Here is a 23520-nt window from a genome sequence, read left to right as displayed (position 1 = left end):
CCATGGCAAGCGAGCGACCCCTCCTCTCGAAGGTCAAGTCGAAGATGTTCCTGCACGCGCGACGGCGCGTGCTGCACATGCTCGATGGTCAGTACTCGTCGCACCTGCGTGGGCGGAGCATGGACTTCGATGACCTTCGGGAGTACGTCCCGGGTGACGAGATCAAGGACATCGACTGGAAGGCGAGCGCGAGGACCGGTCAGCCGCTCGTGAAGCGCTACGTCGCCGAGCGGCGGCACCGGGTGCTCTTCGCGGTCGATGGCGGGCGCAACATGGCCGCGCTCTCTGCGAGCGGCGAGCCGAAGCGCGAGGTGCTCGTCTCCGCCCTCGGCATCCTCGGCTACCTCGCCATCCGGCACGGCGACGAGGTGGGGCTCGTCACGGGCAGCTCTGACGGCATCAGGCAGCTGCCGTTCCGCAGCACGTCGTCGGCCCTCGAGCGGATGCTGCACGCGGTCTACGACGGCGTGGGCCTCGGGGCGGCCACGAGCGATATGAACGCCATCCTCGAGCGGGTCCGCCTCACGGTTCGTCATCGGGCGCTCCTCGTCGTCATCGCCGACGAGTTCGACTGGGACGACGAGCGAGCGGCCCTCGTCCGTCGCCTTGCTGCGCAGCACGAGATCGTCTGGCTGCAGATCACGGATGCCGAGCCGCACCTCCGAGGGAGGCGCGGAGAGCTGGCCTTCGACGTCGAGGGCAACTGGGCCATGCCGAGCCTCTTCGGCGGCGACCGGCTGCTCGAGCGAGAATTCGAGTACGCGGAGCAGAAGCGCACCATCGAGATGGAGCAGACGTTCGAGGCGAACGCGGTCTCCTACGCCGAGGTCGCGAGCGAGCAGCAGGTCGCTCCGGTTCTCCTGGCTCTCCTGAAAGCGAGGGCGAATGTTCGCCGCTGATGTGCAACCGCCAGAGGGGACCGTCATCCCCGTCATCGACTACGCCCAGTTCTGGCTGGTGCTCGGGTTCCTGATCCTCGCGGCCATCGTCGCCTACTACTTCCTCGTCGTGTACCTGACGCGTCCTCGGCCGCCCAAGGCCGCGCCAGTGCTCCCGCCGGCCAGGCCTCCCGTGCGCGCGCTGCAGCAGGAGTACCTGGAGCGTGTGGACGAGGTGGCTTCGAGGGCGGCAGCGGGGGAACTCACGCCCCGCCGAGCCCACGCCGAGCTGAGCGTGCTGGTCCGCGGCTTCGTCGCAGCTGTCTCGACCGTGCCGGCAGACAAGATGACGCTCACCGACCTCAGGCGCACGGAGCTGCGCGGTGTCTCCCACACCGTCGGCCAGTATTACCCGATGGTCTTCGGGGCGCACGATCCGAGCGGTGCTGAGGCCGGCGTGGCGGCGGCACGGGAGGTGATCGCGACATGGCGGTAGCGATGTGGTGGCTGAGTCTCTCCCTGATCGCCGCCGCGGCGATCGTCGCGGGTCTCGCCTGGTGGAGGATGCGGAGGAAAGGGCAGGCCAACGCGATCCCGGTCGCGAACTCCCGGCGTCTCACGAGGCTCCCCGCCTATCGTCGCGCGGTGGCTCGGTACTCGAGCCTCATGACCGCGGTCGGTGTCGTGCTCGCGATCCTCCTGGCGGTCACGAGCGTCGCAGCGGGCCGCTGGGTCTACCAGCGCGTCGAGTCCCCGGAGAAGTTCAACAGGGACATCGTGCTCTGCCTCGACATCTCGGGCTCGATGGTGGAGTACGACGTCGAGGTCCTCGACCGGTACCTCGAGATGCTCCCCGGCTTCGACGGGGAGCGGATGTCGCTCATGCTGTGGGATGCAACCGCGGTTCAGCTCTTCCCCCTGACCGATGACTATGCCTTCGTCGAGACGCAGCTGCAGCAGGTCCGCGATGAGATGGAGTCCGCCTCGGGCGGGTCCAACGCCGAGTACTCGTTTGCCCAGGGCACGCAGAGTGCGGCCGGCGCGTCGCTCGTGGGAGACGGACTCGCGTCCTGTGCCATGACCTTCGGCGAGTTCGATCCGGCGGCCGATGACGGCAGGTCGCGGTCGATCATCTTCGCGACGGACAACGCCGTCAACGGGGATCCGCTCGTCTCGTTCCCAGAGGCGGCGGAGTACACCGAGGCGCGTGGCATCACGATCTACGCGCTCGACGCGAACCAGTTCGAGGACGCGTTCGCTGACCAGTTCCGGACGACGGTCCTGCAGGCGGACGGGAGCTATTTCAAGCTCACCGATCCTGCGAGCGTGTCCGGCATCGTCGACCAGATCACGAGCGAGCAGACCTCGCTCATGGTCGGTCAGCCCCAGCTGCTCATCACCGACCGGCCGAATGTGTGGCTCATGCTCATGCTGGTATTCGCGTCCATCTACGTCGTGCTCGCCTGGAGGCTCCGACTATGACCTGGAATCCGATCCTCCCCGCGTTTGTCCTGGTCCTGCTCGGCATGGCGCTGCTCGGCTTCTGCGTCTTCGCGCTCGTCCGGGCGGCAGACCGACGTCGGCGAATCAACTGGGCGCTCCGGCTCGCTGCGTGCGCGCTCGTCGTGCTCGCGGCGTTCCGTCCGGGCATCGGGAGCGCCTCGGCGCCGAACCTCGAGAGCGACGTGGACGTGCTGTTCGTCGTCGACACGACGGCGAGCATGGTCGCTGAGGACTGGGACGGCGCGCCGAGGCTCGACGGGGCGAAGGCGGACATCTCGGCACTCGCGGCAGCTCACGAGGGCGCGCGCTTCGGGGTGGTCACCTTCGATGCTGCCGCCGTGCAGCGACTGCCGTTCACCGCGGATACGACGGCGCTCGACTCGCTTGTGCAGACGCTTCGTCCTGAGGTGACGCAGTACTCGCGTGGCAGCTCCATCTCCATCGCGGAGCCGCTGGTCGAGGACGTCCTCAAGGCCGCGGCTGAGGCTGAACCCGAGCGGGCACGCATCGTCTACTACCTGGGCGACGGCGAGCAGACCGCCGACACCGAGCCGGAGTCCTTCCGAGGGCTTGCCGGGTATCTCGCCGGGGGTGCGGTCCTCGGCTACGGGACGGAGGCGGGTGGTCCGATGAAGGAGACCGCAGGCACGCTGGACACCGGCGAGCCGAGCTACATCGTGGATGCGCAGGGCCAGCAGGCGCTCTCGGTCATCGACCCGGCAGCTCTGCAGACCATCGCCGACGATCTCGTGGTGCCGCTCGAGATCCGCGAACCGGGTACCGAGGTCGTGGCCGCCGATATCGACAGCAGCCGGGTGACGCAGACGGGCGGGAGCGCGGAGACGGCGTTCGAGGTCTACTGGATGCTCGCGGCAGCGGCGTTCCTCCTGCTGCTTCGGGACGTCTGGGAGTCCATTCGCCACTTCATCGAACTGAGCAGGGCAAGGGGAGGTTCCGCATGAGTCGACGCACCAGGACACCGCGATCTGCGGTTCCGGACGCGGCCAGAGCCGTGAAGCGCCGTCGACGCTTCATCGTGTTCAGCATCCCGTTCGCGCTCCTCGCGGCCGCGTTCGCGACGAAGCTCATCAGCATGTCGGTGATCGCTGATCGGACGGTATCCCTCTACTCGGAGGGCGACTACGAGGGCAGCATGAACTCGGCGCAGCAGCAGAAGTTCGTCAACATCCTCGAGGGCTGGAAGGCCCCATACAACACGGGCACCTCGATGCTGCAACTGGGGCTGCTCGATGAGGCTCGGAGCGAGCTCGAGACAGCGCTCCCGATGGCCGAGCCGCCTCAGCAGTGCCCGATCCGCGCCAACCTCGCGATCACGATCGAACGCCTGGGCGACGCGCGGCTTGCGGCAGACGACAAGGCCGGCGCCGTCGCCCTCTGGCAGGAGGCGCTTGCCGTCGTGGATGCGCGTGACCCGAGCTGCGCCTCCACCGAGTTCGAGCCTCCGACGACCGAGTCGACCGAGCGCATCCAGCAGAAGCTGCAGGAGCAGTCCGAGGCGCAGGAGCCGAACGAGGGGGAGGAGCCCCCGGAGTCGACGCAGTCGCCCGAGATGACCGAGCTCGAGGAGAAGCTGGAGCAGAACCAGCAGGATCGGCAGGATGAGCTCGACCAGGAGCGTGGCGAGACCGAAGGCGACTCGTCGTACGACAAGCCGTGGTGAGGCATGGCCGCGCCGCTTTCGGCGTGGCCATGGCCTCGATCCACGAGACAGCGCACTGCCTCGCGCACGACTAGCATTGGCCGGGTGACTACTCGCCTCTCCAAGCTCTTTGTCCGCACCCTCCGCGAAGACCCCGTCGACGCCGAGGTCGCAAGCCACAGGCTCCTCGTCCGCGCCGGCTACATCCGTCGTCAGGCGCCTGGCGTCTTCGCGTGGCTGCCGCTCGGCCTGAAGGTGAAGCGGCGCATCGAGCAGATCGTCCGCGAGGAGATGGAAGCCGCCGGCGCCCAGGAGGTCCACTTCCCGGGGATTCTGCCCGCGGACTTCTACGAGGCCACCGGGCGCCTCGACGACTTCGGCGACGGCATCTTCCGTCTCGAGGACCGGAAGGGCGCACCGCTCGTGCTGGCGCCCACCCACGAGGAGGCCTTCACCCTCGCGGTCAAGGATCTCTACTCGTCCTACAAGGATCTGCCCCTCGCGATCTACCAGATCCAGGACAAGTACCGCGACGAGGCACGGCCCCGCGCCGGCCTGCTGCGCGGCCGCGAGTTCACGATGAAGGACGCCTACTCGTTCGACATCGATGATGCCGGGCTGGACGTGAGCTACCAGGCGCAGCGGGATGCCTACGAGCGCATCTTCGACCGCCTCGGCCTCGAGTACGTCATCGTCGCGGCCAACGCTGGAGCCATGGGCGGCTCGCGCAGCGAGGAGTTCCTGCACCCGACACCCGTCGGGGAGGACACCTTCGTGCGCTCGCCTGGCGGGTACGCGGCCAACGTCGAGGCCTACGCGGCGCCGACCCCTGCGCCGATCAATGCGGGCTCCGCCGGCCCTGCCACGGTCTTCGACTCGCCGGATACGCCGACCATCGCGACGCTCGTCGCGCATGCGAACGAGACCGTGCCGAAGGTCGACGGCCGCGACTGGACCGCCGCGGACACGCTCAAGAACGTCGTCATCGCGCGCCTGAACACGGATGGCACCCGAGACGTCGTCGTCGTCGGCATCCCCGGTGATCGAGAGCTCGACCTCAAGCGCCTCGAGACCGCACTGCAGCCGGCCGAGGTGGAAGCCGCGACAGCCGAGGACTTCGCGAAGCACCCCGGTCTCGTTCGCGGCTACATCGGCCCATGGGCTGCCCAGGGGCCGGTGCTCGGCGAGGAGTCGAGCACGGGCCTCGCCTACTTCCTCGACGAGACGGTCGCCGAGGGATCGACCTGGATCACCGGCGCGAACATCGCGGGCAAGCACGTGCACTCGCTGGTCGTCGGGCGCGACTTCACGGCAGATGCGCGGGTCGGAGCAGCCGAGGTGCGCGATGGCGACCAGGCTCCCGACGGCAGCGGCCCCATCACGACGGCACGCGGCACCGAGATCGGGCACGTCTTCCAGCTCGGCCGCAAGTACGCGGAGGCGCTCGGGCTCAAGGTGCTCAACGAGCAAGGCAAGCTCACGACCGTGACGATGGGCTCATACGGCATCGGAGTGACCCGCAACCTCGCGCTCATCGCAGAGGCGAACCACGACGACCGTGGCCTGATCTGGCCGGAGCAGGTGGCCCCGTTCGATGTGCAGATCGTCGCGACGGGACGCAACGAGGAGCCCTTCGCCGTGGCGGAGGAGCTCTCGGCCGCGTTCGATGCCGCTGGTCTCGACGTGCTCTACGACGATCGCAAGAAGGTCTCGCCCGGCGTGAAGTTCGGTGACGCCGAGCTGCTCGGCGTGCCGTGGATCGTCATCGCGGGCAAGGGCGCAGTCGACGGGCAGGTCGAGCTCTGGAACCGCCGGACGAACGAGCGCGACGCGGTCTCCAAGGACGACGTGCTCGAACTGCTGCTGTCCAAGCGCGGCAACTGAGCTCACTGCGGGATGGGGCCTCCGCTCGCCCCATCCCGCGTGCCCGACGGGGAGCTCCGTGCGCCAGCATGCGGTAAACTCGTTCTTTCATCTGAATAGAGGGAGCGCCATGAAGATCGACCTTGCTGTCCTGAGGATTCTCGAGCGAGAGCGTGAGATTCCATTCGAGGAGCTTGCCAGCATTCTCGAGCAGGCGATCCTGACCGCGTACGAGAAGCACGTGTCGCAGGAACTCGGCCAGGACGTGCCGCCGGCCTCGACCCGCGTGCACCTCGACCGCAAGAGCGGTGAGGTCAACGTCTTCGTGCCGGAGATGGACGACGACGGCGAGATCATCGGAGAAGCGCAGCTTCCGGCCGACGATTTCGGTCGAGTGGCCGCGTTCGCTGCCAAGCAGGTCATCAACCAGCGCATCCGCGACATCGGCGACGACAAGGTCCTCGGCGAGTTCCGGGGGCGTGAGGGCGACATCGTCGCTGGCGTGATCCAGCAGGGTCCGAACCCCCGCATGATCCACGTCGACCTGGGAACGGTCGAGGCCATCCTGCCGCCTGAGGAGCAGGTGCCCGGTGAGGACTACTCCCACGGGCGTCGCCTCCGCGTCTTCGTGACCAAGGTCGAGCGCGGCAGCAAGGGGCCGCAGATCACGGTTTCTCGAACCCACCCGTCACTCGTGCGCAAGCTGTTCGCGCTCGAGGTGCCCGAGATCGCGAGCGGCGTCGTCGAGATCGTCTCGCTGGCGCGCGAGGCCGGACACCGCACGAAGATCGCCGTGCGCGCCACCCAGGAGGGGATCAACCCCAAGGGGGCCTGCATCGGCGAGCTCGGTGCCCGCGTCCGTGCCGTGACCAACGAGCTCGGCGAGGAGAAGATCGACATCGTCGACTACTCCGAGGACCTGCCGACGTTCGTGGCGAGTGCCCTCAGCCCGGCCAAGGTGTCGAGCGCGTTCGTGATCGACCGCGCCACGAAGGCAGTTCGTGCCCTCGTTCCCGACTTCCAGCTGTCGCTCGCGATCGGCAAGGAGGGGCAGAATGCGCGCCTCGCTGCCAAGCTCACGGGGGCGAGAATCGATATCCAGCCCGACTCGATCCTCGAAGACGGAGACGAAGCGCGCGCAGAGGGGTAGTATGTCGTCTGTACGAACGTGCGTTGGATGCCGTTCGCGCTCAGAACGAAGTCAGCTCCTCAGGGTTGTGCTTCGTCAGGGAAGTCTCGAAGTCGATATCTCGGCGAGTCTCCCCGGGCGCGGAGCCTGGATCCATCCGACCGCGGAGTGCACCAAGCTGGCGATTGAGCGGCGCGCATTCCTGCGGGCCTTCAAGACAGGCAAGGTGGACACCGAGGCGCTCAGCAGGCACGCGAGCACATTGGAGCAGGGCGAACGCACTGCTCCGACCACGAGAAAAGGCTGATCGGACCATGGACAACTCATGAGTGACTCACGATGAGGCACATCCGACTTTTTTAATGGTCCGCTCCTATCTGGGCGGGCCCCAGACAGGAGAAAAGTGGCAAAACCACGCGTACACGAAATCGCCAGCGAGATGGGCGTCGATTCCAAGACCGCCCTCAAGACTCTTCAGGACATGGGCGAGTTCGTTAAGAGCGCTTCGTCGAGCGTCGAGCCCCCCGTGGCCCGTCGCCTTCGCGAGGCACTGAAGTCCAACGCCGCCGGCGGCGCGCAGCCTCAGGCTGCTGCTCCCTCGGCTTCGAAGCCGGGCGCTCCGCGTCCCGGCGGAGCGACCCCGTCAAGCGTTCGTCCGGGCAGCAAGCCAGGACCGTCCGCTCCCTCGGCACCGGCAGCCCCCGCCGAGCCGGCCAAGAAGGCCGCTCCCGCAGGCTCGTCGGCACCGACCCCCGGGCCCAAGCGCAAGCCTGAGCCAGCTCCCGCACCGGCACCGGCGGCTCCCGCCGCGCCGGCCGCTGCTCCTGCTCCTGCGGCTCCGGCCGCACCCGCGGCTGACGCTGGTGAGGCGAAGCCGAGCGCGCAGCGTCCCGCTGCCCCCGGCGATGCGAAGCCGGCGCAGGCAGATGGTGGCGCAAGCCCCTCGATCCCGCGTCCCCGTGGTCCCCGTCCCGGACCGCGTCCGGGCAACAACCCCTTCGCGTCGAGCCAGGGCATGGGTCGATCGCGTCCGGGCAACAACCCGTTCGCTTCCAACCAGGGCATGCGCCCAGGTGGCGGAGCAGGCGGCGGACCCCGTCCCGGTGGCGCAGGCGGACCGCGTCCGGCGAGCCCAGGCGGACCCCGCCCGGCAGCTCCGCGCCCAGGCCAGCCCCGCGTGCTCCCCGGAGCTCGTCCAGCAGGTGCAGGTCGGCCAGGCGGCCGTCCGGGTGCCGGCGGCGCCGGCGGTGGACGTCCAGGCGGCGCCCCCGGTGCAGGTGGCGGCTTCGCCCCACGCCCAGGTGGCGGTGGCGGTCGCCCAGGTGGCGGCCGCGGTCGCGGCTCGACCGCTGGTGCGTTCGGTCGCGGTGGCGGAAAGTCGAAGGCACGCAAGTCCAAGCGGACGAAGCGCGCAGAATTCGAGATGCGGGAAGCCCCGAGCGTCGGCGGCGTCAAGGTCCGTCGCGGAGACGGCAGCACGCCGATCCGTCTGCGTCGTGGCGCCTCCATCTCGGACTTCGCTGAGAAGATCGACGCCAGCCCCGGCGACCTCGTGACCGTGCTGTTCCACCTCGGTGAGATGGCCACGGCGACGGAGTCGCTCGACGAGGCGACGTTCGAGGTCCTCGGTGAGGAACTCGGCTACCGCATCCAGATCGTCAGCCCGGAAGACGAAGACCGTGAGCTCCTCGAGGGCTTCTCGATCGACCTCGACCAGGAAGCCGAGGACGAAGGCGACGACGTCCTCGAGATCCGGCCGCCGGTTGTCACCGTCATGGGTCACGTCGACCACGGAAAGACGCGCCTCCTCGACGCGATCCGCAACGCGAACGTCGTCGACGGAGAAGCGGGCGGCATCACGCAGCACATCGGTGCCTACCAGGTCTGGCACGAGCATGAGGGCATCGAACGCGCCATCACGTTCATCGACACGCCAGGTCACGAGGCCTTCACGGCCATGCGTGCCCGTGGTGCCCAGGTCACCGACATCGCGATCCTCGTGGTCGCGGCTGACGACGGCATCATGCCGCAGACGGTCGAGGCGCTCAACCACGCCCAGGCCGCGAACGTGCCGATCGTCGTCGCAGTGAACAAGGTCGACAAGGAAGACGCGAACCCGTCGAAGGTCCGCGCACAGCTGACCGAGTACGGACTCGTCGCCGAGGAGTTCGGTGGCGACACGATGTTCGTCGACGTCTCGGCCCGCAACAACGTCAACATCGACAGCCTCATCGAGGCCGTCCTGCTGACGGCAGATGCTGGTCTCGACCTGCGCGCCAACCCCAACAAGGAAGCGCGCGGTATCGCGATCGAGGCGAAGCTCGACAAGGGACGCGGTGCGGTTGCGACCGTGCTCATCCAGTCGGGAACGCTCCGAGTCGGAGACCCGATCGTGGCCGGTACGGCCTACGGTCGCGTCCGGGCGATGCTCGACGAGAACGGTCAGGTCGTCACCGAAGCTGAGCCGTCGCGCCCAGTCCAGGTGCAGGGCCTCTCGAGCGTTCCTCGTGCAGGCGATACCTTCATCGTCACGGAAGAGGACCGCACCGCGCGTCAGATCGCCGAGAAGCGTGAAGCCGTGGAGCGCAACGCCAGCCTGGCGAAGTCCCGCAAGCGCATCAGCCTCGAGGACTTCACCCGTGCACTCGAAGAGGGCAAGGTCGAGTCGCTCAACCTCATCATCAAGGGTGACGTCTCCGGTGCCGTCGAGGCACTCGAGGAGTCGCTGCTCAAGATCGATGTGGACGACTCGGTGCAGCTGCGCATCATCCACCGCGGTGTCGGCGCCATCACGGAGTCCGACGTCAACCTCGCCACGGTCGACAACGCCATCATCATCGGCTTCAACGTGCGCCCCGACACGAAGGCGCGCGAGCGCGCCGCTCGTGAAGGTGTGGATGTCCGCTTCTACTCGGTCATCTACGGGGCACTCGAGGACATCGAGAACTCGCTCAAGGGCATGCTCAAGCCCGAGTTCGAAGAGGTCCAGTCGGGTGTCGCGGAGATCCGCGAGGTGTTCCGCTCCTCCAAGTTCGGAAACATCGCCGGATGTATCGTGCGCAGCGGAACCATCACCAGGAACGCGACGGCTCGCGTCATCCGCGACGGCATCGTCATCGCGGACAACCTGGCGATCGACTCGCTCCGTCGATTCAAGGATGACGTCACCGAGGTCCGCACGGACTTCGAGTGCGGTATCGGCCTCGGCAAGTACAACGACATCCAGATCGGTGACGAGATCGAGACGACCGAGCTCGTCGAGAAGCCTCGCGTCTAGCTGTTTGACCGAGTCGCTGCGCTGAGCTGGTCTCAGCGTGGACTCGCGGGCGGGGTCCTGGCCAACTGGCCGGGGCCCCGTCTTCAGCTGCTGAGCAGTATCGACACCGCAGACGCATTTGACGCTCTGCACCAGCACACGAGAAAGTAGCCATCATGGTCGATCATTCACGGGCACTGCGACTCGCAGACCGCATCAAGGTCATCGTCGCGAAGACGCTCGAGCGCGGCGTGAAGGACCCGAGACTCGGGTTCGTCACGATCACCGACGTCCGCGTCACTGGGGACCTCCAGCACGCAACAATCTTCTACACCGTCTACGGCGACCTGAAGGAACGCCGCGACACCGCGGCGGCGCTCCGGAGCGCGACGGGCATGCTGCGCACGGAGGTGGGCAAGAACATCACCTCTCGCCTGACGCCGAGCCTGGAGTTCGTTCCAGACGCGATCCCCGAGAACGCGGACGCCATCGCCGCGTTGCTCCGCGAGGCACACGAGCGTGATGTGGCGTCGGCGCAGCAGGCGAAGACAGCGAGCTACGCCGGCGACGCCGACCCCTACGAGAAGAAGGACGAGCCAGAGGAGTCCTGAGCCCCGGCTCCGCAGCTTGGGCGCTCGCCGGCGACTGGACGATCAGTCGCCGGCGAGCGCTATCTGCGCCTCGGCTCTGCGCACAATCAGACCGTCGTTCTGCAGTGAGGAGATGGCGCGTTCGAAGCGGGCTTCATCGAGCCCTCCCGGGGCGAGGTGGCTGCGGAGGAACTCGATCTCCACGCCGCCGGGGATGGCCCTGAGTTCTCTGAGGACGAGGCCGCGCATCTCGCGGTCCGAGCCAGCGAACTTCGCCTGCCGCTTCTTGACTGCGCTGGAGCGTGGCCGCCCGGCCGCGAACCAAGCGCAGCTGGCGACGATCGGGCACACCTCGCAGTTGGGGCGCTTGGCCGTGCAGACGAGGGCGCCGAGTTCCATCGATGCGGCGTTCCAGAGGTTCGCGGCCTGCGTCTCGCTCGGGGAGACGGCCAACATCTCCGCCGCGTCTCGGACGGCCGACGGACCCCACGGGGTCTCTTCGCCGAGGAAGGCGCGGGACAGCACTCGTCGGACGTTCGTGTCGACGACCGGTTCTGGAACGCCGTGGGCGAAGGACATGACGGCGGAAGCCGTGTACGGGCCAACCCCCGGCAGGGCGAGGAGCGCGTCCCGTGTGCTCGGCACCACGCCGGCGTACTCGGCCGTGATGGCACGTGCGCAGGCGAGCAGCCAGAGCGCGCGCCGAGGGTAGCCGAGCCGGTCCCAGAACCGCAGCACTTCAGCCTCGGATGCCTCTGCCATCGCGCCCGGCGTCGGCCACCGCTCCATGAAGTCGAGCCATTTGGGTTCGACGCGCGCGGCCTGCGTCTGCTGCAGCATGGTCTCACTCACGAGCACCCCCCATGGGGTGGTCGTCGGCGCCCGCCACGCGAGGGCGCGCTGCTCTCGGGCGAACCAGTCGTTGACCGTCGACGTCAGGACAGTCCTCCGCAGCTCGGCGGGGGAGAGGCTAGGTTGGCCCTGCTCTCTCCCGTGGACCAGCGAGGTGAGCGCTGCGTTCACCGGGGTGGGGACGCCCTGCGCGACCCCGTGGACGACGACGGCACCGTTGAGCGCGTCGATCTCCGTGGCCTCGCCGCGTCGGATGCTCTGCAGCGTCGACGCGTAGTTGGGGGTCGCGCCGAACGCAGCGGTGAGCTCCACGGCGAGCCGGGTGTTGCGCGCGATGGTGGCCTCGGCATCCTTCGGCACTGAAGCAGCGAGCGTCGCCAGCGTCTCGTCGAGCGGCCCGAGGGCCTCGAGGTGCGCACCCTCGGCTGCGGCCACGGCGAGCAGCTCGCCGATGCTCGCGGCGAGGACCGCCGACAGATCGCCGTCCAGGCCGGTCTCCTGCACGCTGGCGCCGGTCACGGCCGGGACCGCGTTGACCTGGTTGATGAGCAGCTTGCTCCACTGCGCCGAGCGCAGGTCTCCGGTGACGACGCAGTGGACCGCGGTCTCGAGCGATCGCGCGGTCGCTGCCAGCTCTCGCGTGTCTTCGGGGGATGCCGCTCCGAGCATGAGCATTCCGGTCGCGGTGGCTTCGATCTCGTCGGGTGCCGGCCTGTTGACGGCGAAGGTGGCGAGGCCCCCGACGACGATTCCCGACCGCTGTTCGTCGGGCACGACGGAGAGCATCTGCTCGAGGGTCGACACTCCGTCGAGGCCGTTCTGCACGATCACGGTGGTGGTCGCCGCAACCATCGACAGGTGGGGCTGGACGGCGTGCTTGGTGTCCTGCGCCTTGACCGCGACGAGCACCAGGTCGAATGCCCCGCGGAGAACGGAGACCTGTTCGAAGGTCGCGCTGTGCTCCCCGAAGGCGCCCCGGAGCACGAGACGGCGTGCCTGCGCCTGCTCGGCAGACTCGGGCTCGACCGGAGACCGCCGCGAGGTGAGGACGACCTCGTGGCCCGCCCTGTCCAGGAGGAGGGCCAGAGTGCCGCCCACAGCACCGACACCGATGACCGCCACTCGCATCCCGTTCTCTCCTTCGCCCGTCCCGAACCAGTCGCTTCCTGCGGTCGTCACCGCGCTCGACGACCGGGAACGAGCCTACGGGCACCATAGAATGTTGGGGACATGACGACTCCACCTCCTGGCCCGAACGGCATCCTCCTCCTCGACAAGCCGCAGGGCCCGACCAGCCACACGCTCGTCGCGATGACCAGGCGGGCGCTCGGCACGCGGAAGGTCGGCCACGCGGGCACGCTCGATCCCATGGCATCCGGACTCATGATCCTCGGCGTCGGGGGAGCGACACGCCTGCTCACCTACTTCGTCGGCGACGACAAAGAGTACTTCGCCACGGTTCGTCTCGGCGTGTCGACGAATACCGAGGATGCCGAAGGCGAGCTCACCACGACGGCACCGGGAGGTGCGGTTGCCGCGGTGACGCCGGAGCGCATCGAGGCGGCCATGGCCGCCCTGCGAGGCCCGATCAGTCAGATCCCGTCATCCGTCAGTGCCATCAAGGTCGACGGGGTCCGCGCGTACAAGCGGGTGCGCGACGGCGAGGAGGTCAAGCTGGCCGCGCGGGCAGTGACGATCTCCGAGCTCGAGCTGCTGGCCTCGCGGAGTGGGCTTGCCGGAGAGACGCCGGTGCTCGACCTCGACGTCCGGGTCGCCTGCTCATCGGGCACCTACATCCGCGCCCTCGCACGGGACCTCGGCGACGCACTCGGCACGGGGGCGCATCTCACCGCGCTCAGGCGCTCTCGCGTGGGGGACTTCAGCATCTCCGACGCGGTCGCGCCGGACGCCCAGGACCTCGAGCTCCGACTGCTGAGCCCTGCGGCGGCCGCACTCCGGCGCTTCCCGGCCCTCGAGGCGACCGGTCAGCAGGCCGCGGACCTCCGCAACGGCAAGAAGCTCCGGGTGGCAGACGGCACCGGAGACGGCCTGCTGGCGGCCATCGACCCGGAGGGCAGCCTCATCGGCATCGCCAGGGCATCCGCCGGCGTGCTCAAGACGGAGTTCAACATGCCGACGGGAACCGGCTCGTGATCGAGTGGTTCACGTGGGTCCTCTGCCTCGTGAGCGCGGGGGCCGGCATCCTGTGCCTCATCGCCGGTGCGAGCGGTCGCAAGCCGGGAGACGTCACGGTCGGCGCCGTCGCACTCGTGGAGCTGCTGCTCGTGGTGCAGTTCGTGATGGCGCTCATCGCGCCTGCGGCCGGCAACGAGCCAGTCGGCGACGCGCTCGAATTCTGGATGTACTGGGTCGTGGCCGTGATCATCCCCCCGGCCGCCGTCTTCTGGGGGCTAGTGGAGCGCACGAAGTGGTCGACCATCATCCTGGGCGTCGCGGCGCTCACGATCGGCGTCATGGTGTTCCGCATGCACCAGATCTGGATCGGCGCCAGCCCGTTCATCGGAGTCGCGTCGTGATGCGCGGGCGTGGATCGAACGCTGAGGGGAACGCCTATCGCGGCGCCCACGGTGCCGGTCGTGTGCTCGTCGTGGTCTACGCGGTGCTGGCGCTCGCATCGATGGGACGCAGCTCCTACCAGCTGCTGTCGAAGCTCGACGAGGCGCCCCTCGCCTACTCGCTGTCAGCCGCGGCTGCCCTCGTCTACCTGCTCGCGACCATCGCACTCGTGCGGCACGGGCGGGCGTGGAACCTCGTCGCGTGGTGCACGATCGTGTTCGAGCTCGTCGGCGTGCTCGTGGTCGGCTCGCTCACCGAGTTCCACCCGGAACTGTTCCCCTCCGATACCGTCTGGTCGGCCTTCGGGGTCGGCTACGCGTATATTCCTCTTGTGCTCCCGATCCTCGGCATCGCATGGCTCGAGACGGGACGATCGAGACGAAAGAGGGAACGTGCGGCTGTTCACTGACCTGGCCGAGCTGCCAGCGGAGCCGACGCCGAGCGCTGTGACGGTCGGCAAGTTCGACGGCGTCCACCGGGGCCACAGATGGCTGCTCTCGCGGCTCGTCGAAGAGGCCTCCGCGCGCGGAATCGAGCCGGTCGCGGTCACCTTCGACCGGCATCCGCTCTCGCTCATCAAGCCCGGCGTCGAGCCCGAGCCGATCACGTCGCTCTCGCAGAAGATCGAGCTCCTCGAGAAGACGGGCCTCAGCGCGACCCTCGTGCTGCCGTTCGACGACGAGCTCGCCGGGATGAGCCCCGAGGCGTTCGTGCGGGAGCTGCTCGTCGGCGCCCTGCAGATGCGCCTCATCGTCGTGGGCAAGGACTTCCGCTTCGGCGCCAAGGGTGCAGGAGACGTCGATCTCCTGCGTGAGCTGGCCGCGACGAGCGGATTCGAGATCGTCATCGCCGACGACGAGATGGCCGAGGACGAGCGCTCGCACCTCGAGCGACGTGCCTCATCGACCTGGGTTCGGGAACTGCTCGCCCTCGGTGACGTCCGTGGGGCCGCCGAGGTGCTCGGCCACCATCACTCGCTTGTCGGCGAGGTCGTGCACGGTGCCAAACGGGGCCGCGAGCTCGGGTTCCCGACGGCGAACCTGTCCCCGGAGCTCGAAGGGCTCATCCCCGCAGACGGCGTGTACGCGGGATGGTTCCGCGGCGGTGACGTCGAGGCCCCTGCCGCGATCTCCATCGGCAACAACCCCACGTTCGACGGCGTGCCTCGCAAGCAGGTCGAGGCGCACCTCATCGGCGAGACCGTCGACCTCTACGGACTCGTCGCAGAGCTCGAGTTCGTCGAACGCATCCGAGGCATGGAGAAGTTCGACAGCATCGAAGCGCTGAAGGACCGCATGGCCCTCGACGTCGAAGAAGCTGCCGAGACGCTCGGCGGGAGCTACGTCGTCTGACTCGGCTGCTCGTCGAGCGTGACCTCGCGACCGAAGAGCCTCAGCACGATGCGCGCGGCGGTGGCCTCGAGCACGGGTCCCTTGTCGCCGATCTGCCAGCGGGCGTCCGTGGCGCGGAGGCGGTTGCGCTTGGCGAGCGACGCCGCCGAGGTCAGCGGAACCCGTGTTCGGACGAGTGCGACCGCGCTCGTCGACCGCGGGCTGAGACGGATGCGCAGGCCAAGCGCCTCGGTCATGTCGTAGGTGTGGACGACGGCTTCCGTGAGCTCGGAGATTCCCGCGCGGTTCGGCGAGACCACCTTCTCGGCGGCGATCGCACGGATGCGAGCGACGAGCTCGTCGGTCGGGGCCGCGCCCTCGCGCTTGGCGACGTCGTCGAGGTAGGAGTCCACGCGCAGCCCGTTGCGCAGCACGCCTCGGGAGGCGTCGCGGAGGAGCGTCGAGGTGGGGGAGCCGAGTCGCCAGGTGAGGTGCCCCGCGACGTCACGGACGCTCCACCCCTCGCACTTGCTCGGCGAGTCCCACTGCTCAGGGGTCAGGCCGGCGAGGAGAGCTGCAGTGCGGTCGAGCGTCGTCGCGATGTGAGCGCTCCAGTCGCCTGCGACCCGCTTCGACGGCGTGAAGTACGGCCGGTCGGGATCTGGGAAGGGGCGTTGAGGCACCTGACGATTATCGCACCAGAGCGGAGTCTGTGCGGGGCAACGACACGTCGTTCCCGAGTCGAAACCTGCGGGTCGCCTGGCGTACACTGTGATCGCCGGTGCCTGAGGGAATCTGAACTCTCCTCGTCACCTGCATGACATCCGGGAGCTCGTCACTCGAGTGGGCCGAGGCCCGCCTCACTGCCGGTCGCCGCGTTCGGCGCCGATGCTGCGACCTCCGCCCGGCTCAACTTCCCGATCCCTGCCACGTTGCATAAGGAGGGGCATGTCTCGTAGGACACGCGCCCAAGCCGGCGGTCGCGCCGGCGTTCACACGCCGCCGCGGAACCGCAAGCCGGTCGATAACACCGGCGTCATCCCACAGCTCGCGAAGGCGGCACGGGAGGTCGAGGCCTCGGCGCAGCGCGGCAAGGTCTCGCCGTCGAATCGCACCAAGTTCCAGGTCATCGCGCTGCTGATGCGCGAGGAGCGCGCGAAGGCCAAGGAGACCAGCGAGCTCAGCGAGCATGACCGTGCAGAGGCGCTCAAGCGCCTCGACGGCCTCGCCTCGATCCTCGCCAAGACCGCTGCGCGCGACACCTCGCTCATCAGTCTCCTCGAGCCCGGCGCTCCGGTCAGCGAAGCAGCGAAGGCGCTGCGCAAGCAGATGCTCTTCGCCGGTGGCATCGAGATGGTGGTCGACGAGCAGCCAGAGCCCGAGGCCCAGGCCGAGAAGCTGCCGCCGGAGATCGCGCAGCGACAGGTCCTTCCCGGCTCCGTCAAGGCGCGCACCCGATCGAACCCGTTCCTGGCGCCAGTGCTCACGAGCGTCAACTCCACAGCTCCGCACTACTCGAGACTGTCCAACTGGGAGCTCCTCGGCCCGCTCCTCCGCGCGTTCGAGACGGGCGCAGGCGGGAACGCGGCCTCGATGGAGCTGCCTCCTGCTCCCCGCTGGGACCGCATCTCGCCTCCAGGCCAGGAGCTCATGGATCACCAGGCGAGGCTGCTCGCGAGCGTCGCCGACGGGCACCGGGCCTACCTGCTCGCGGACGAGCCCGGGCTCGGCAAGACGGCGCAGGCGCTGCTCTCCGCGTCGGTCGCCGAGGCGTACCCGCTGCTCTGCGTCGTCCCGAACGTCGTGAAGACGAACTGGGCGCGAGAGGTCCAGCGCTGGACCCCGAACCGTCGGGTCACGGTCATCTCCGGAGACGGTCAGGGCATCGACGCCTTCGCCGATGTCTTCGTGGTCAACTACGAGATCCTCGACCGCCACCTCGGCTGGCTCACGTCGCTCGGCTTCAAGGGCATGGTGCTCGACGAGGCGCACTTCATCAAGAACCTGCAGTCGCAGCGGTCGCGGCTCGTCATGCAGCTCGCGAACAGCATCAGGGCTCGCGTGCCCGGCGCCGACCCGCTGCTCATGGCGCTCACCGGAACGCCGCTCATCAACGACGTCGATGACTTCAAGGCGATCTGGCAGTTCCTCGGCTGGCTCGAAGGCGACAGGCCCTCGCAGCTGCTGCTCGACCGTCTCGACGAGACGGGCCTCGTGCCCAGCGATCCCGGCTTCCTGGCGGCGGCACGGCAGGCGGTCATCGATCTCGGGATCGTCCGCAGGCGCAAGATCGACGTGGCCGCGGATCTTCCGGCGAAGCGCGTCGTGGACATGCCCGTCGAGCTCGACTCGGATGAGGGCAGGAGCATTCGCGCAGCGGAGGCGGCGCTCGTCTCGCGTCTGCTCGAGCGGTACCGCCGGATGGCGGCCGCTGCCGGGCTCGAGCCCGGCGCCGTCGACCTGGATCGCGTTCGCATGATCGCCCGCCAGGAGGTCGAGGAGTCGAAGGCCTCGTCGACGGGAGCCAGCATCTTCACGATGCTCCGCACCATCGGCGCGGCGAAGGCCCGGCTCGCGGCTGAGTACGCCGGCCAGATCGCTCGCTCTGCGGGCAAGGTCGTGTTCTTCGCCAAGCACATCGAGGTCATGGATGCGGCGGAGCGGACGTTCGCGGAGAACGAGATCTCCTCGGTCTCCATCCGAGGCGACCAGACCCCGGCAGCGCGACAGGCCGCGATCGACGCCTTCCAGAACGACCCGAGCGTGCAGGTCGTCGTCTGCTCGCTCCTGGCCGCTGGAGTCGGGTTGAACCTGCAGGCGGCGTCCGACGTGGTGCTCGCCGAGCTCAGCTGGACTGCCGCGGAGCAGACCCAGGCCATCGACCGCGTGCACCGCATCGGCCAGGAAGAGCCGGTCACCGCGTGGCGCATCGTCGCGGCGCAGACCATCGACGCGCGCATCGCCGAGCTCATCGACAACAAGCAGGGCCTCGCCCTGCGTGCCCTCGAGGGAATCGATGCTGGCGAGCTGTCGGCTGACAGCATCCAGGTCGATGCGCTCGCGAGTCTTCTCGAGGCGGCGATCCGAGGAGCGCGTCGGCAGTAGGCTGAGGTCAGCGCGGAAACTCAGACGACGAAGTTGGAGGACCATCAGGTCATGTCAGAAACGCAGGAATTCCGTGTCGAACGCGACTCGCTCGGCGAGATGCGGATCCCCGCAGGTGCCTACTGGGGTGTGAACACCGCCCGCGCGCTGGAGAACTTCTCGATCAGTCGACGTCAGATCAGCGTGTACCCGGACTTCATCGTCGCCTACGCGCAGGTCAAGCAGGCCGCAGCGCGCGCCAACCTCGAGATCGGCGTGCTCGACCAGGAGCGCTCGTGGCTCATCGATCGCGCGTGCCAGGACATCATCGACGGCAAGCTGCACGAGGAATTCGTGGTCGGCGTCATCCAGGGCGGTGCCGGGACGAGCACCAACATGAATGTCAACGAGGTCATCGCGAACCGCGCGCTCGAGCTCGCCGGTCGCGAGTTCGGAGATTACGAGTTCCTCTCCCCGAACGACCACGTGAACCGATCGCAGTCCACGAACGACACGTACCCGAGTGCGGTCAAGGTCGCGCTCGTCCACGCGACCGAGCGTCTCATCGACGAGTTCACGCTGCTGCAGAACGCGTTCCGCGTGAAGGGCAGCGAGTTCAAGCACATCCTGAAGATCGGCCGCACGCAGCTCCAGGATGCCGTGCCGATGACGCTGGGACAGGAGTTCAGCGGCTTCTCCACGACCATCGGCGAGGACATCCAGCGCCTCCGCGACGTGCTGCCGCTGCTGCTCGAGCTCAACCTCGGTGCGACGGCGATCGGGACCGGCATCACGGCTGAGGCGAGCTACGCGTCCGCCGTCATGCGCCAGCTCCGCAAGATCACGGGCTACAACGACCTGCAGACGGCGCACGACCTCATCGAGGCCACGAGCGACACCGGCGTGTTCATGTCGCTCTCGAGCGTCATCAAGCGCACCGCGATGAAGCTGTCGAAGATCTGCAACGACCTCCGGCTGCTGTCCTCCGGCCCACAGGCTGGCCTCGGCGAGATCAACCTTCCGGCGCGGCAGGCTGGCTCCTCGATCATGCCCGGCAAGGTCAACCCGGTCATCCCCGAGGCGGTCAATCAGGTCGCGTTCGTCATCGCGGGGGCGGATGTCACGGTCTCCATGGCATCCGAGGCTGGGCAGCTGCAGCTCAACGCGTTCGAGCCCGTCATGCTCCACACGCTCATGCAGAACTCCGCCTGGCTCCGCCGCGCCGCGCGTACCCTGCGCGTGAACTGCATCGACGGCATCACCGCCAACGAGGAGCTGCTCGCGTCCCGCGTCTCCAGCTCCGTCGGCGTGGTCACGGCCCTCACGCCCTACATCGGCTACTCGGAGGCGTCGAAGCTCGCCAAGGAGGCCCTCACCACCAAGTCGACCATCGCCGACCTGGTCGTCGAACGCGGGCTCCTGAGCCGGGAGGAAGTCACGAGCATCCTCTCGCCCGAGCGGCTCTCCGGAATCCAGGCCGTCACGAGCGCCATCCCGATCATCACGCAGGCGCAGGCCACGGCTCTCGAGGACAGCCTCGACCGAGCCGATCTGCGTGACTTCTCCTAACGCTGCCGGTGTCCGCCTGTAGCGGGCGTCACCACAGCAGAACGGCCCCTCCGGTGCAGTGCACCGGAGGGGCCGTTTCGTTCCCTGCGTTGTCGGTCGGGGCCGCGTGAGCCGCAGCGCACGACCGAGAGCGAGCTACTCGGGGCGCTTGCCTTCGGGGTCCTGCTCCGGCGTCGACTCGCCCTCGACGGCAGCATGGCGTGGCGAGCTCGTGTCACCGGGGGAGAACATGGCGTCTGCGTCGTCGTCCTCGAACGTCTCGAGGACATCTTCGCGGGCCTGACCGGCTCGCACCAGCGTCTGCACCTGTGACTCGATGCTCTTCTCGACTTCTTCCTCGACCCGACGCTTGACGTCGTCGAAACCATCGTCGACGCGCTTGCGCATCTCGTCGAGCTGCTCGTCGACGCGCCGACGCATGTCCTCCAGCTGGGTATCGCTGCGGCGGCGCAGGTCTTCAGCGGACACCGTCATCCGCTCCGCGAAGGCCTTCGACCTGCCGCCGATGTCTTTCGCGACCTCTTCCGCGTGCACTCGACTCGTGCTGATCCCAGCGATGAAGCCGACAGTGGCACCGAGAAGAAATCCGAGACGCATCATGCTCCTAATCTACCGTGCGCTGAGCCCGGACGACTGGTCGTTCGCCTGACCCGCGTCCGCTTGGCTATGCTGACCGCAGCGAGCCGACGAGGCGGGGAGACCCGTGCGCGCCGCGAGGCCCGAATGTCTCTGCTTCGGGCAGCCACCCCAATGCACGGAGGACCATCGATGAGCAGTGCCACGTCAGTCGCGCCGAAGCGGCGCAGAAGGCTGACTCGGGGCAGGCTCACCTGGCTGCTTCTGCTGGGCTTCGCGGTGCTGCTCTCCGTTGGGGTCGTCGCCTGGCTCTTCAGCGAGCTGCGCTTCGCCGCGCTCACGATGGCGATACCGGCTCTCGTGCCCCTCGGGCTCGTCCTCACGGCTGTCTGGTGGCTCGACCGCTGGGAGCCAGAGCCGCGGATCCTGCTCGCCTTCGGACTGTTCTGGGGTGCAGGGGCCTCGGTCGTCGGGACTCTCGTCACCGGCGGCATGATGCTCGATGTCGCCCGCTCGTACCTGGCAACCGAGGGTGCCGTGAGCAAGTTCTCCGTGCTGATCCAGTCGCCGATCTCCGAGGAGTCCATCAAGGCCGTCGGCCTGTTCCTCATCCTGATCTTCGCGCGGAGGCACTTCGACAGCCCGCTCGACGGCTTCAGCTACGCGGCCGTCATCGGCGCAGGCTTCGCCTTCACGGAGAACATCATCTACTTCTCCCAGGCCGCGGAATCGGCTTCGGGCTTCGCGTCGACGTTCATCGTGCGCGGCATCCTCTCGCCGTTCGCGCACGCACTCTTCACCGGCATCACCGGCATGGCCATCGGCTGGGGAGCCCGCAGAGGCGGCTGGCGGCGGCCGATCCTCATGGGCCTCGGCGGGCTCGTCATCGCGATCCTCGCTCATGCCTTCTGGAACGGCGGAAGCCTGCTCATCCTCCCGCTGCTCGGAGTCGACCCGAGCAATCAGTTCGGCTGGCTCATCTTCTACCTCGTCGTGCAGCTGCCCATCTTCCTGCTGCTGGCCTGGTTCCTCGTCAAGCTGCACGACCGTGACCGCCTCATCATCGTCGACCGTCTGGGCGAGTACGCGGATGCCGGATGGTTCACGACATCGGAGGTCGCGATGATCGGGGACTGGAGCGCGCGCGAGCAGGCGTTCGCGTGGGCGAAGTCCGTGAGCCCCGAGGCCGACCGCGCGATGCGCGGCTTCGTCCAGGACGCGTCGAGGCTCGCCTTCGCCCGCGAGCACGCCAGGGTCAACAAGCGAGACCCGAATCGGAGAGTCGTGGAGAAGCGCATGCTCGACCGCGTCAAGGAGCACCGTTCGCAGCTCGCAGCCTTTGGCGCGGCAGGACCCAGGGTGGCCACCTCGTGACCGGACCCATGCACGCGGACGGGCGTTGGGGCGCACCAGCCGGTCAGCGCCAGGTCGACCCCCAGTTCGTCCTCCCGCAGGCCCCCACGAAGGGTGAGCTGGCGATGCGCATCACGACGATCGTCGTCATGTGCCTGGCCGCGCTCATCATCGCCGTCGTCCTGTTCCTCGCGTATCTCGGCAGCAGCGACGTCGTGCTCCTCGGCAGCGTGCTCGCCGCGCTCGTCCCGCTCTTCGTCGTGTGGATGGTCGTGTGGCTCATCGACCGGTGGGAGCCCGAGCCGCGCATCCTGCTCATCGGCGCCGTGTTCTGGGGAGGCGGCATCGCGGTCGGTGGCGCGCTGCTCACGGGCCTGGTCCGCGAGGTCCTCCTTCCGGGAGCCCTGCCCGCCTGGTGGGGCCCATCCGTCGAGGCGCCCGTCGGCGAGGAGATCTGGAAGGGCCTCGGTCTCGTCGTCATCTACGCAGTCGCGCGTCGTCACTTCAACGGACCGACGGACGGCCTCGTCTACGGAGCTCTGCTCGGCGCGGGCTTCGCGTTCACGGAGAACATCCTCTACTTCTCCTCGATGTGGCAGGAAGCAGGGGTCGGGGGCTTCGTCGCCCAGTACTTCATCCGGGGCATTGCCCTGCCGCTGCTGCACCCGATGTGCGTCTCGCTGACCGGCATCGGAATGGGCATCGGCGCCCGTCGCGGTGGCTGGGGCTCGGCGCTCGGCGGCTTCGCACTGGGTCTCATCCCCGCGATGGCCCTTCACGCGCTCTGGAACGTCGGCTCGGGTCTCGTGCAGCAGTCTGCTGGCATCCTGGGGCTCATCGCGTTCTTCGCGCTGGTCATGGTGCCGATCTTCCTCGCCTGGATCGTGACGATCCTCCTCCTGCGACGGAAGGATGCCCGCATCATCGTGGAGCGCCTGTCCGAGTACGCCGCTGTCGGCTGGTACTCGCAGGCCGAGATCAGGATGCTCTCCACGATGCGCGGCCGATCAAGCGCGAGGTCCTGGGCGCGCCGGTCCGGGAAACGCGCGGACAAGGCCATGCGCGACTTCATCACCGAGTCCACGCGTCTCGCGAGCGTCCGGCACCAGGTCATCCTCGACCCGAATCGCACGAGCAAGCTGCTCGACGAACGGCTCCTGCTCCGGCATCTCGGGGAGCTCCGAGGCGAGCTGATCCAGGCACAGGCACAGGTACACGCACAGCCGCAGATGCAGCCGCAGACACAGCCGCACGGCGCGTCATCCGGGACTCGTCCAGGCTCCGGCGCTTGGATGTAGA

Annotated in this window: 21 protein-coding genes; 18 read left to right on the top strand and 3 right to left on the bottom strand. The window is 68.2% G+C overall.

Annotated elements, in window-relative coordinates:
• Nucleotides 1-2 precede the first annotated feature (2 nt).
• The 10 genes from C5E06_RS11050 to rbfA all read left to right on the top strand — a co-directional run bounded on the left by C5E06_RS11050 (nt 3) and on the right by rbfA (nt 10900).
• Complete coding sequence (locus C5E06_RS11050) at nt 3-899, top strand: DUF58 domain-containing protein (protein WP_104306889.1); 897 nt, start codon at nt 3-5, stop codon at nt 897-899.
• Nucleotides 886-1374, top strand: a complete 489-nt coding sequence (locus tag C5E06_RS11045; protein WP_104241481.1) for a hypothetical protein — start codon at nt 886-888, stop codon at nt 1372-1374. The genes C5E06_RS11050 and C5E06_RS11045 overlap by 14 nt, the downstream gene beginning before the upstream one ends.
• Nucleotides 1365-2360, top strand: a complete 996-nt coding sequence (locus C5E06_RS11040) for a VWA domain-containing protein (protein ID WP_146080508.1) — start codon at nt 1365-1367, stop codon at nt 2358-2360. Before C5E06_RS11045 ends, C5E06_RS11040 begins: the two co-directional genes overlap by 10 nt.
• On the top strand, nt 2357-3343 hold the full coding sequence (locus C5E06_RS11035) for a VWA domain-containing protein (protein WP_104241479.1): 987 nt from the start codon (nt 2357-2359) through the stop codon (nt 3341-3343). The genes C5E06_RS11040 and C5E06_RS11035 overlap by 4 nt, the downstream gene beginning before the upstream one ends.
• On the top strand, nt 3340-4062 hold the full coding sequence (locus C5E06_RS11030; RefSeq protein ID WP_146080509.1) for a tetratricopeptide repeat protein: 723 nt from the start codon (nt 3340-3342) through the stop codon (nt 4060-4062). Before C5E06_RS11035 ends, C5E06_RS11030 begins: the two co-directional genes overlap by 4 nt.
• A gap of 84 nt (nt 4063-4146) precedes the next feature.
• A complete protein-coding gene (locus tag C5E06_RS11025) occupies nt 4147-5925 on the top strand; it encodes a proline--tRNA ligase (protein ID WP_181062953.1) in 1779 nt (592 codons plus the stop codon).
• A 109-nt stretch (nt 5926-6034) separates the two neighbouring features.
• Nucleotides 6035-7054 carry a transcription termination factor NusA gene (gene nusA / locus C5E06_RS11020; protein ID WP_104241476.1) on the top strand — a complete coding sequence of 340 codons (1020 nt, stop codon included), beginning with the start codon at nt 6035-6037 and terminating at the stop codon, nt 7052-7054.
• The gene (locus C5E06_RS11015; RefSeq protein WP_308471422.1) at nt 6960-7340 is read left to right on the top strand and encodes a YlxR family protein; all 381 of its coding nucleotides are present in this window, start codon (nt 6960-6962) and stop codon (nt 7338-7340) included. Before nusA ends, C5E06_RS11015 begins: the two co-directional genes overlap by 95 nt.
• Before the next feature lie 96 nt (nt 7341-7436).
• Complete coding sequence (gene infB / locus C5E06_RS11010; RefSeq protein ID WP_104306887.1) at nt 7437-10310, top strand: translation initiation factor IF-2; 2874 nt, start codon at nt 7437-7439, stop codon at nt 10308-10310.
• A gap of 155 nt (nt 10311-10465) precedes the next feature.
• On the top strand, nt 10466-10900 hold the full coding sequence (rbfA, locus tag C5E06_RS11005; protein ID WP_104241473.1) for a 30S ribosome-binding factor RbfA: 435 nt from the start codon (nt 10466-10468) through the stop codon (nt 10898-10900).
• Between the two features lie 42 nt (nt 10901-10942).
• Here rbfA and C5E06_RS11000 read toward each other — a convergent pair whose 3' ends face one another.
• Nucleotides 10943-12910, bottom strand: coding sequence for a 2-dehydropantoate 2-reductase (locus tag C5E06_RS11000; protein ID WP_104306886.1), 1968 nt, complete (start codon nt 12908-12910; stop codon nt 10943-10945).
• A gap of 51 nt (nt 12911-12961) precedes the next feature.
• Here C5E06_RS11000 and truB point away from each other — a divergent pair, with 51 nt between their 5' ends.
• From truB to C5E06_RS10980, 4 genes are read left to right on the top strand one after another with little or no spacing between them, the layout of a single operon-like run.
• Entirely contained in the window at nt 12962-13885 is a 924-nt protein-coding gene (gene truB, locus C5E06_RS10995; protein WP_104306885.1) for a tRNA pseudouridine(55) synthase TruB, read from the top strand.
• Complete coding sequence (locus C5E06_RS10990; RefSeq protein ID WP_104241470.1) at nt 13882-14268, top strand: hypothetical protein; 387 nt, start codon at nt 13882-13884, stop codon at nt 14266-14268. The genes truB and C5E06_RS10990 overlap by 4 nt, the downstream gene beginning before the upstream one ends.
• On the top strand, nt 14268-14717 hold the full coding sequence (locus tag C5E06_RS10985; protein ID WP_104306884.1) for a hypothetical protein: 450 nt from the start codon (nt 14268-14270) through the stop codon (nt 14715-14717). Before C5E06_RS10990 ends, C5E06_RS10985 begins: the two co-directional genes overlap by 1 nt.
• Entirely contained in the window at nt 14701-15660 is a 960-nt protein-coding gene (locus C5E06_RS10980) for a bifunctional riboflavin kinase/FAD synthetase (protein ID WP_104306883.1), read from the top strand. The genes C5E06_RS10985 and C5E06_RS10980 overlap by 17 nt, the downstream gene beginning before the upstream one ends.
• On the opposite strand, the gene C5E06_RS10975 is transcribed toward C5E06_RS10980, so the two are convergent.
• A complete protein-coding gene (locus tag C5E06_RS10975; protein ID WP_104298641.1) occupies nt 15648-16322 on the bottom strand; it encodes a maleylpyruvate isomerase family mycothiol-dependent enzyme in 675 nt (224 codons plus the stop codon). The genes C5E06_RS10980 and C5E06_RS10975 overlap by 13 nt on opposite strands.
• A 265-nt stretch (nt 16323-16587) precedes the next feature.
• Between C5E06_RS10975 and C5E06_RS10970 the strand changes: the two genes are divergently transcribed.
• Nucleotides 16588-18744, top strand: a complete 2157-nt coding sequence (locus C5E06_RS10970) for a DEAD/DEAH box helicase (RefSeq protein ID WP_104306882.1) — start codon at nt 16588-16590, stop codon at nt 18742-18744.
• A gap of 51 nt (nt 18745-18795) precedes the next feature.
• The gene (locus C5E06_RS10965) at nt 18796-20292 is read left to right on the top strand and encodes an aspartate ammonia-lyase (RefSeq protein ID WP_104241465.1); all 1497 of its coding nucleotides are present in this window, start codon (nt 18796-18798) and stop codon (nt 20290-20292) included.
• Nucleotides 20293-20427: 135 nt separating this feature from the next.
• Here the strand turns inward: C5E06_RS10965 and C5E06_RS10960 are convergent, their stop codons facing one another.
• Nucleotides 20428-20892 (bottom strand): hypothetical protein, encoded by a 465-nt coding sequence (locus C5E06_RS10960; RefSeq protein ID WP_104241464.1) that lies wholly within the window; start codon nt 20890-20892, stop codon nt 20428-20430.
• Between the two features lie 168 nt (nt 20893-21060).
• Here C5E06_RS10960 and C5E06_RS10955 point away from each other — a divergent pair, with 168 nt between their 5' ends.
• Together C5E06_RS10955 and C5E06_RS10950 are read left to right on the top strand one after the other, a co-directional pair.
• The gene (locus tag C5E06_RS10955; protein ID WP_181059287.1) at nt 21061-22242 is read left to right on the top strand and encodes a PrsW family intramembrane metalloprotease; all 1182 of its coding nucleotides are present in this window, start codon (nt 21061-21063) and stop codon (nt 22240-22242) included.
• The gene (locus C5E06_RS10950; protein ID WP_181062952.1) at nt 22239-23519 is read left to right on the top strand and encodes a PrsW family intramembrane metalloprotease; all 1281 of its coding nucleotides are present in this window, start codon (nt 22239-22241) and stop codon (nt 23517-23519) included. The genes C5E06_RS10955 and C5E06_RS10950 overlap by 4 nt, the downstream gene beginning before the upstream one ends.
• The last annotated feature ends 1 nt before the right edge of the window (nt 23520 follow it).

It is taken from the genome of Pseudoclavibacter sp. RFBI5 (assembly GCF_002931395.1).
GTDB lineage: Bacteria > Actinomycetota > Actinomycetes > Actinomycetales > Microbacteriaceae > Pseudoclavibacter.
This window is presented reverse-complemented; position numbering and strand designations above follow the sequence as displayed.

Coding starts and splice junctions, on each gene's coding strand:
- C5E06_RS11050 (WP_104306889.1), top strand. CDS start 3: ATGGCAAGCGAGCGACCCCTCCTCTCGAAGGTCAAGTCGAAGATGTTC.
- C5E06_RS11045 (WP_104241481.1), top strand. CDS start 886: ATGTTCGCCGCTGATGTGCAACCGCCAGAGGGGACCGTCATCCCCGTC.
- C5E06_RS11040 (WP_146080508.1), top strand. CDS start 1,365: ATGGCGGTAGCGATGTGGTGGCTGAGTCTCTCCCTGATCGCCGCCGCG.
- C5E06_RS11035 (WP_104241479.1), top strand. CDS start 2,357: ATGACCTGGAATCCGATCCTCCCCGCGTTTGTCCTGGTCCTGCTCGGC.
- C5E06_RS11030 (WP_146080509.1), top strand. CDS start 3,340: ATGAGTCGACGCACCAGGACACCGCGATCTGCGGTTCCGGACGCGGCC.
- nusA (WP_104241476.1), top strand. CDS start 6,035: ATGAAGATCGACCTTGCTGTCCTGAGGATTCTCGAGCGAGAGCGTGAG.
- C5E06_RS11015 (WP_308471422.1), top strand. CDS start 6,960: ATGCGCGCCTCGCTGCCAAGCTCACGGGGGCGAGAATCGATATCCAGC.
- rbfA (WP_104241473.1), top strand. CDS start 10,466: ATGGTCGATCATTCACGGGCACTGCGACTCGCAGACCGCATCAAGGTC.
- truB (WP_104306885.1), top strand. CDS start 12,962: ATGACGACTCCACCTCCTGGCCCGAACGGCATCCTCCTCCTCGACAAG.
- C5E06_RS10985 (WP_104306884.1), top strand. CDS start 14,268: ATGCGCGGGCGTGGATCGAACGCTGAGGGGAACGCCTATCGCGGCGCC.
- C5E06_RS10970 (WP_104306882.1), top strand. CDS start 16,588: ATGTCTCGTAGGACACGCGCCCAAGCCGGCGGTCGCGCCGGCGTTCAC.
- C5E06_RS10965 (WP_104241465.1), top strand. CDS start 18,796: ATGTCAGAAACGCAGGAATTCCGTGTCGAACGCGACTCGCTCGGCGAG.
- C5E06_RS10960 (WP_104241464.1), bottom strand. CDS start 20,892: ATGATGCGTCTCGGATTTCTTCTCGGTGCCACTGTCGGCTTCATCGCT.
- C5E06_RS10955 (WP_181059287.1), top strand. CDS start 21,061: ATGAGCAGTGCCACGTCAGTCGCGCCGAAGCGGCGCAGAAGGCTGACT.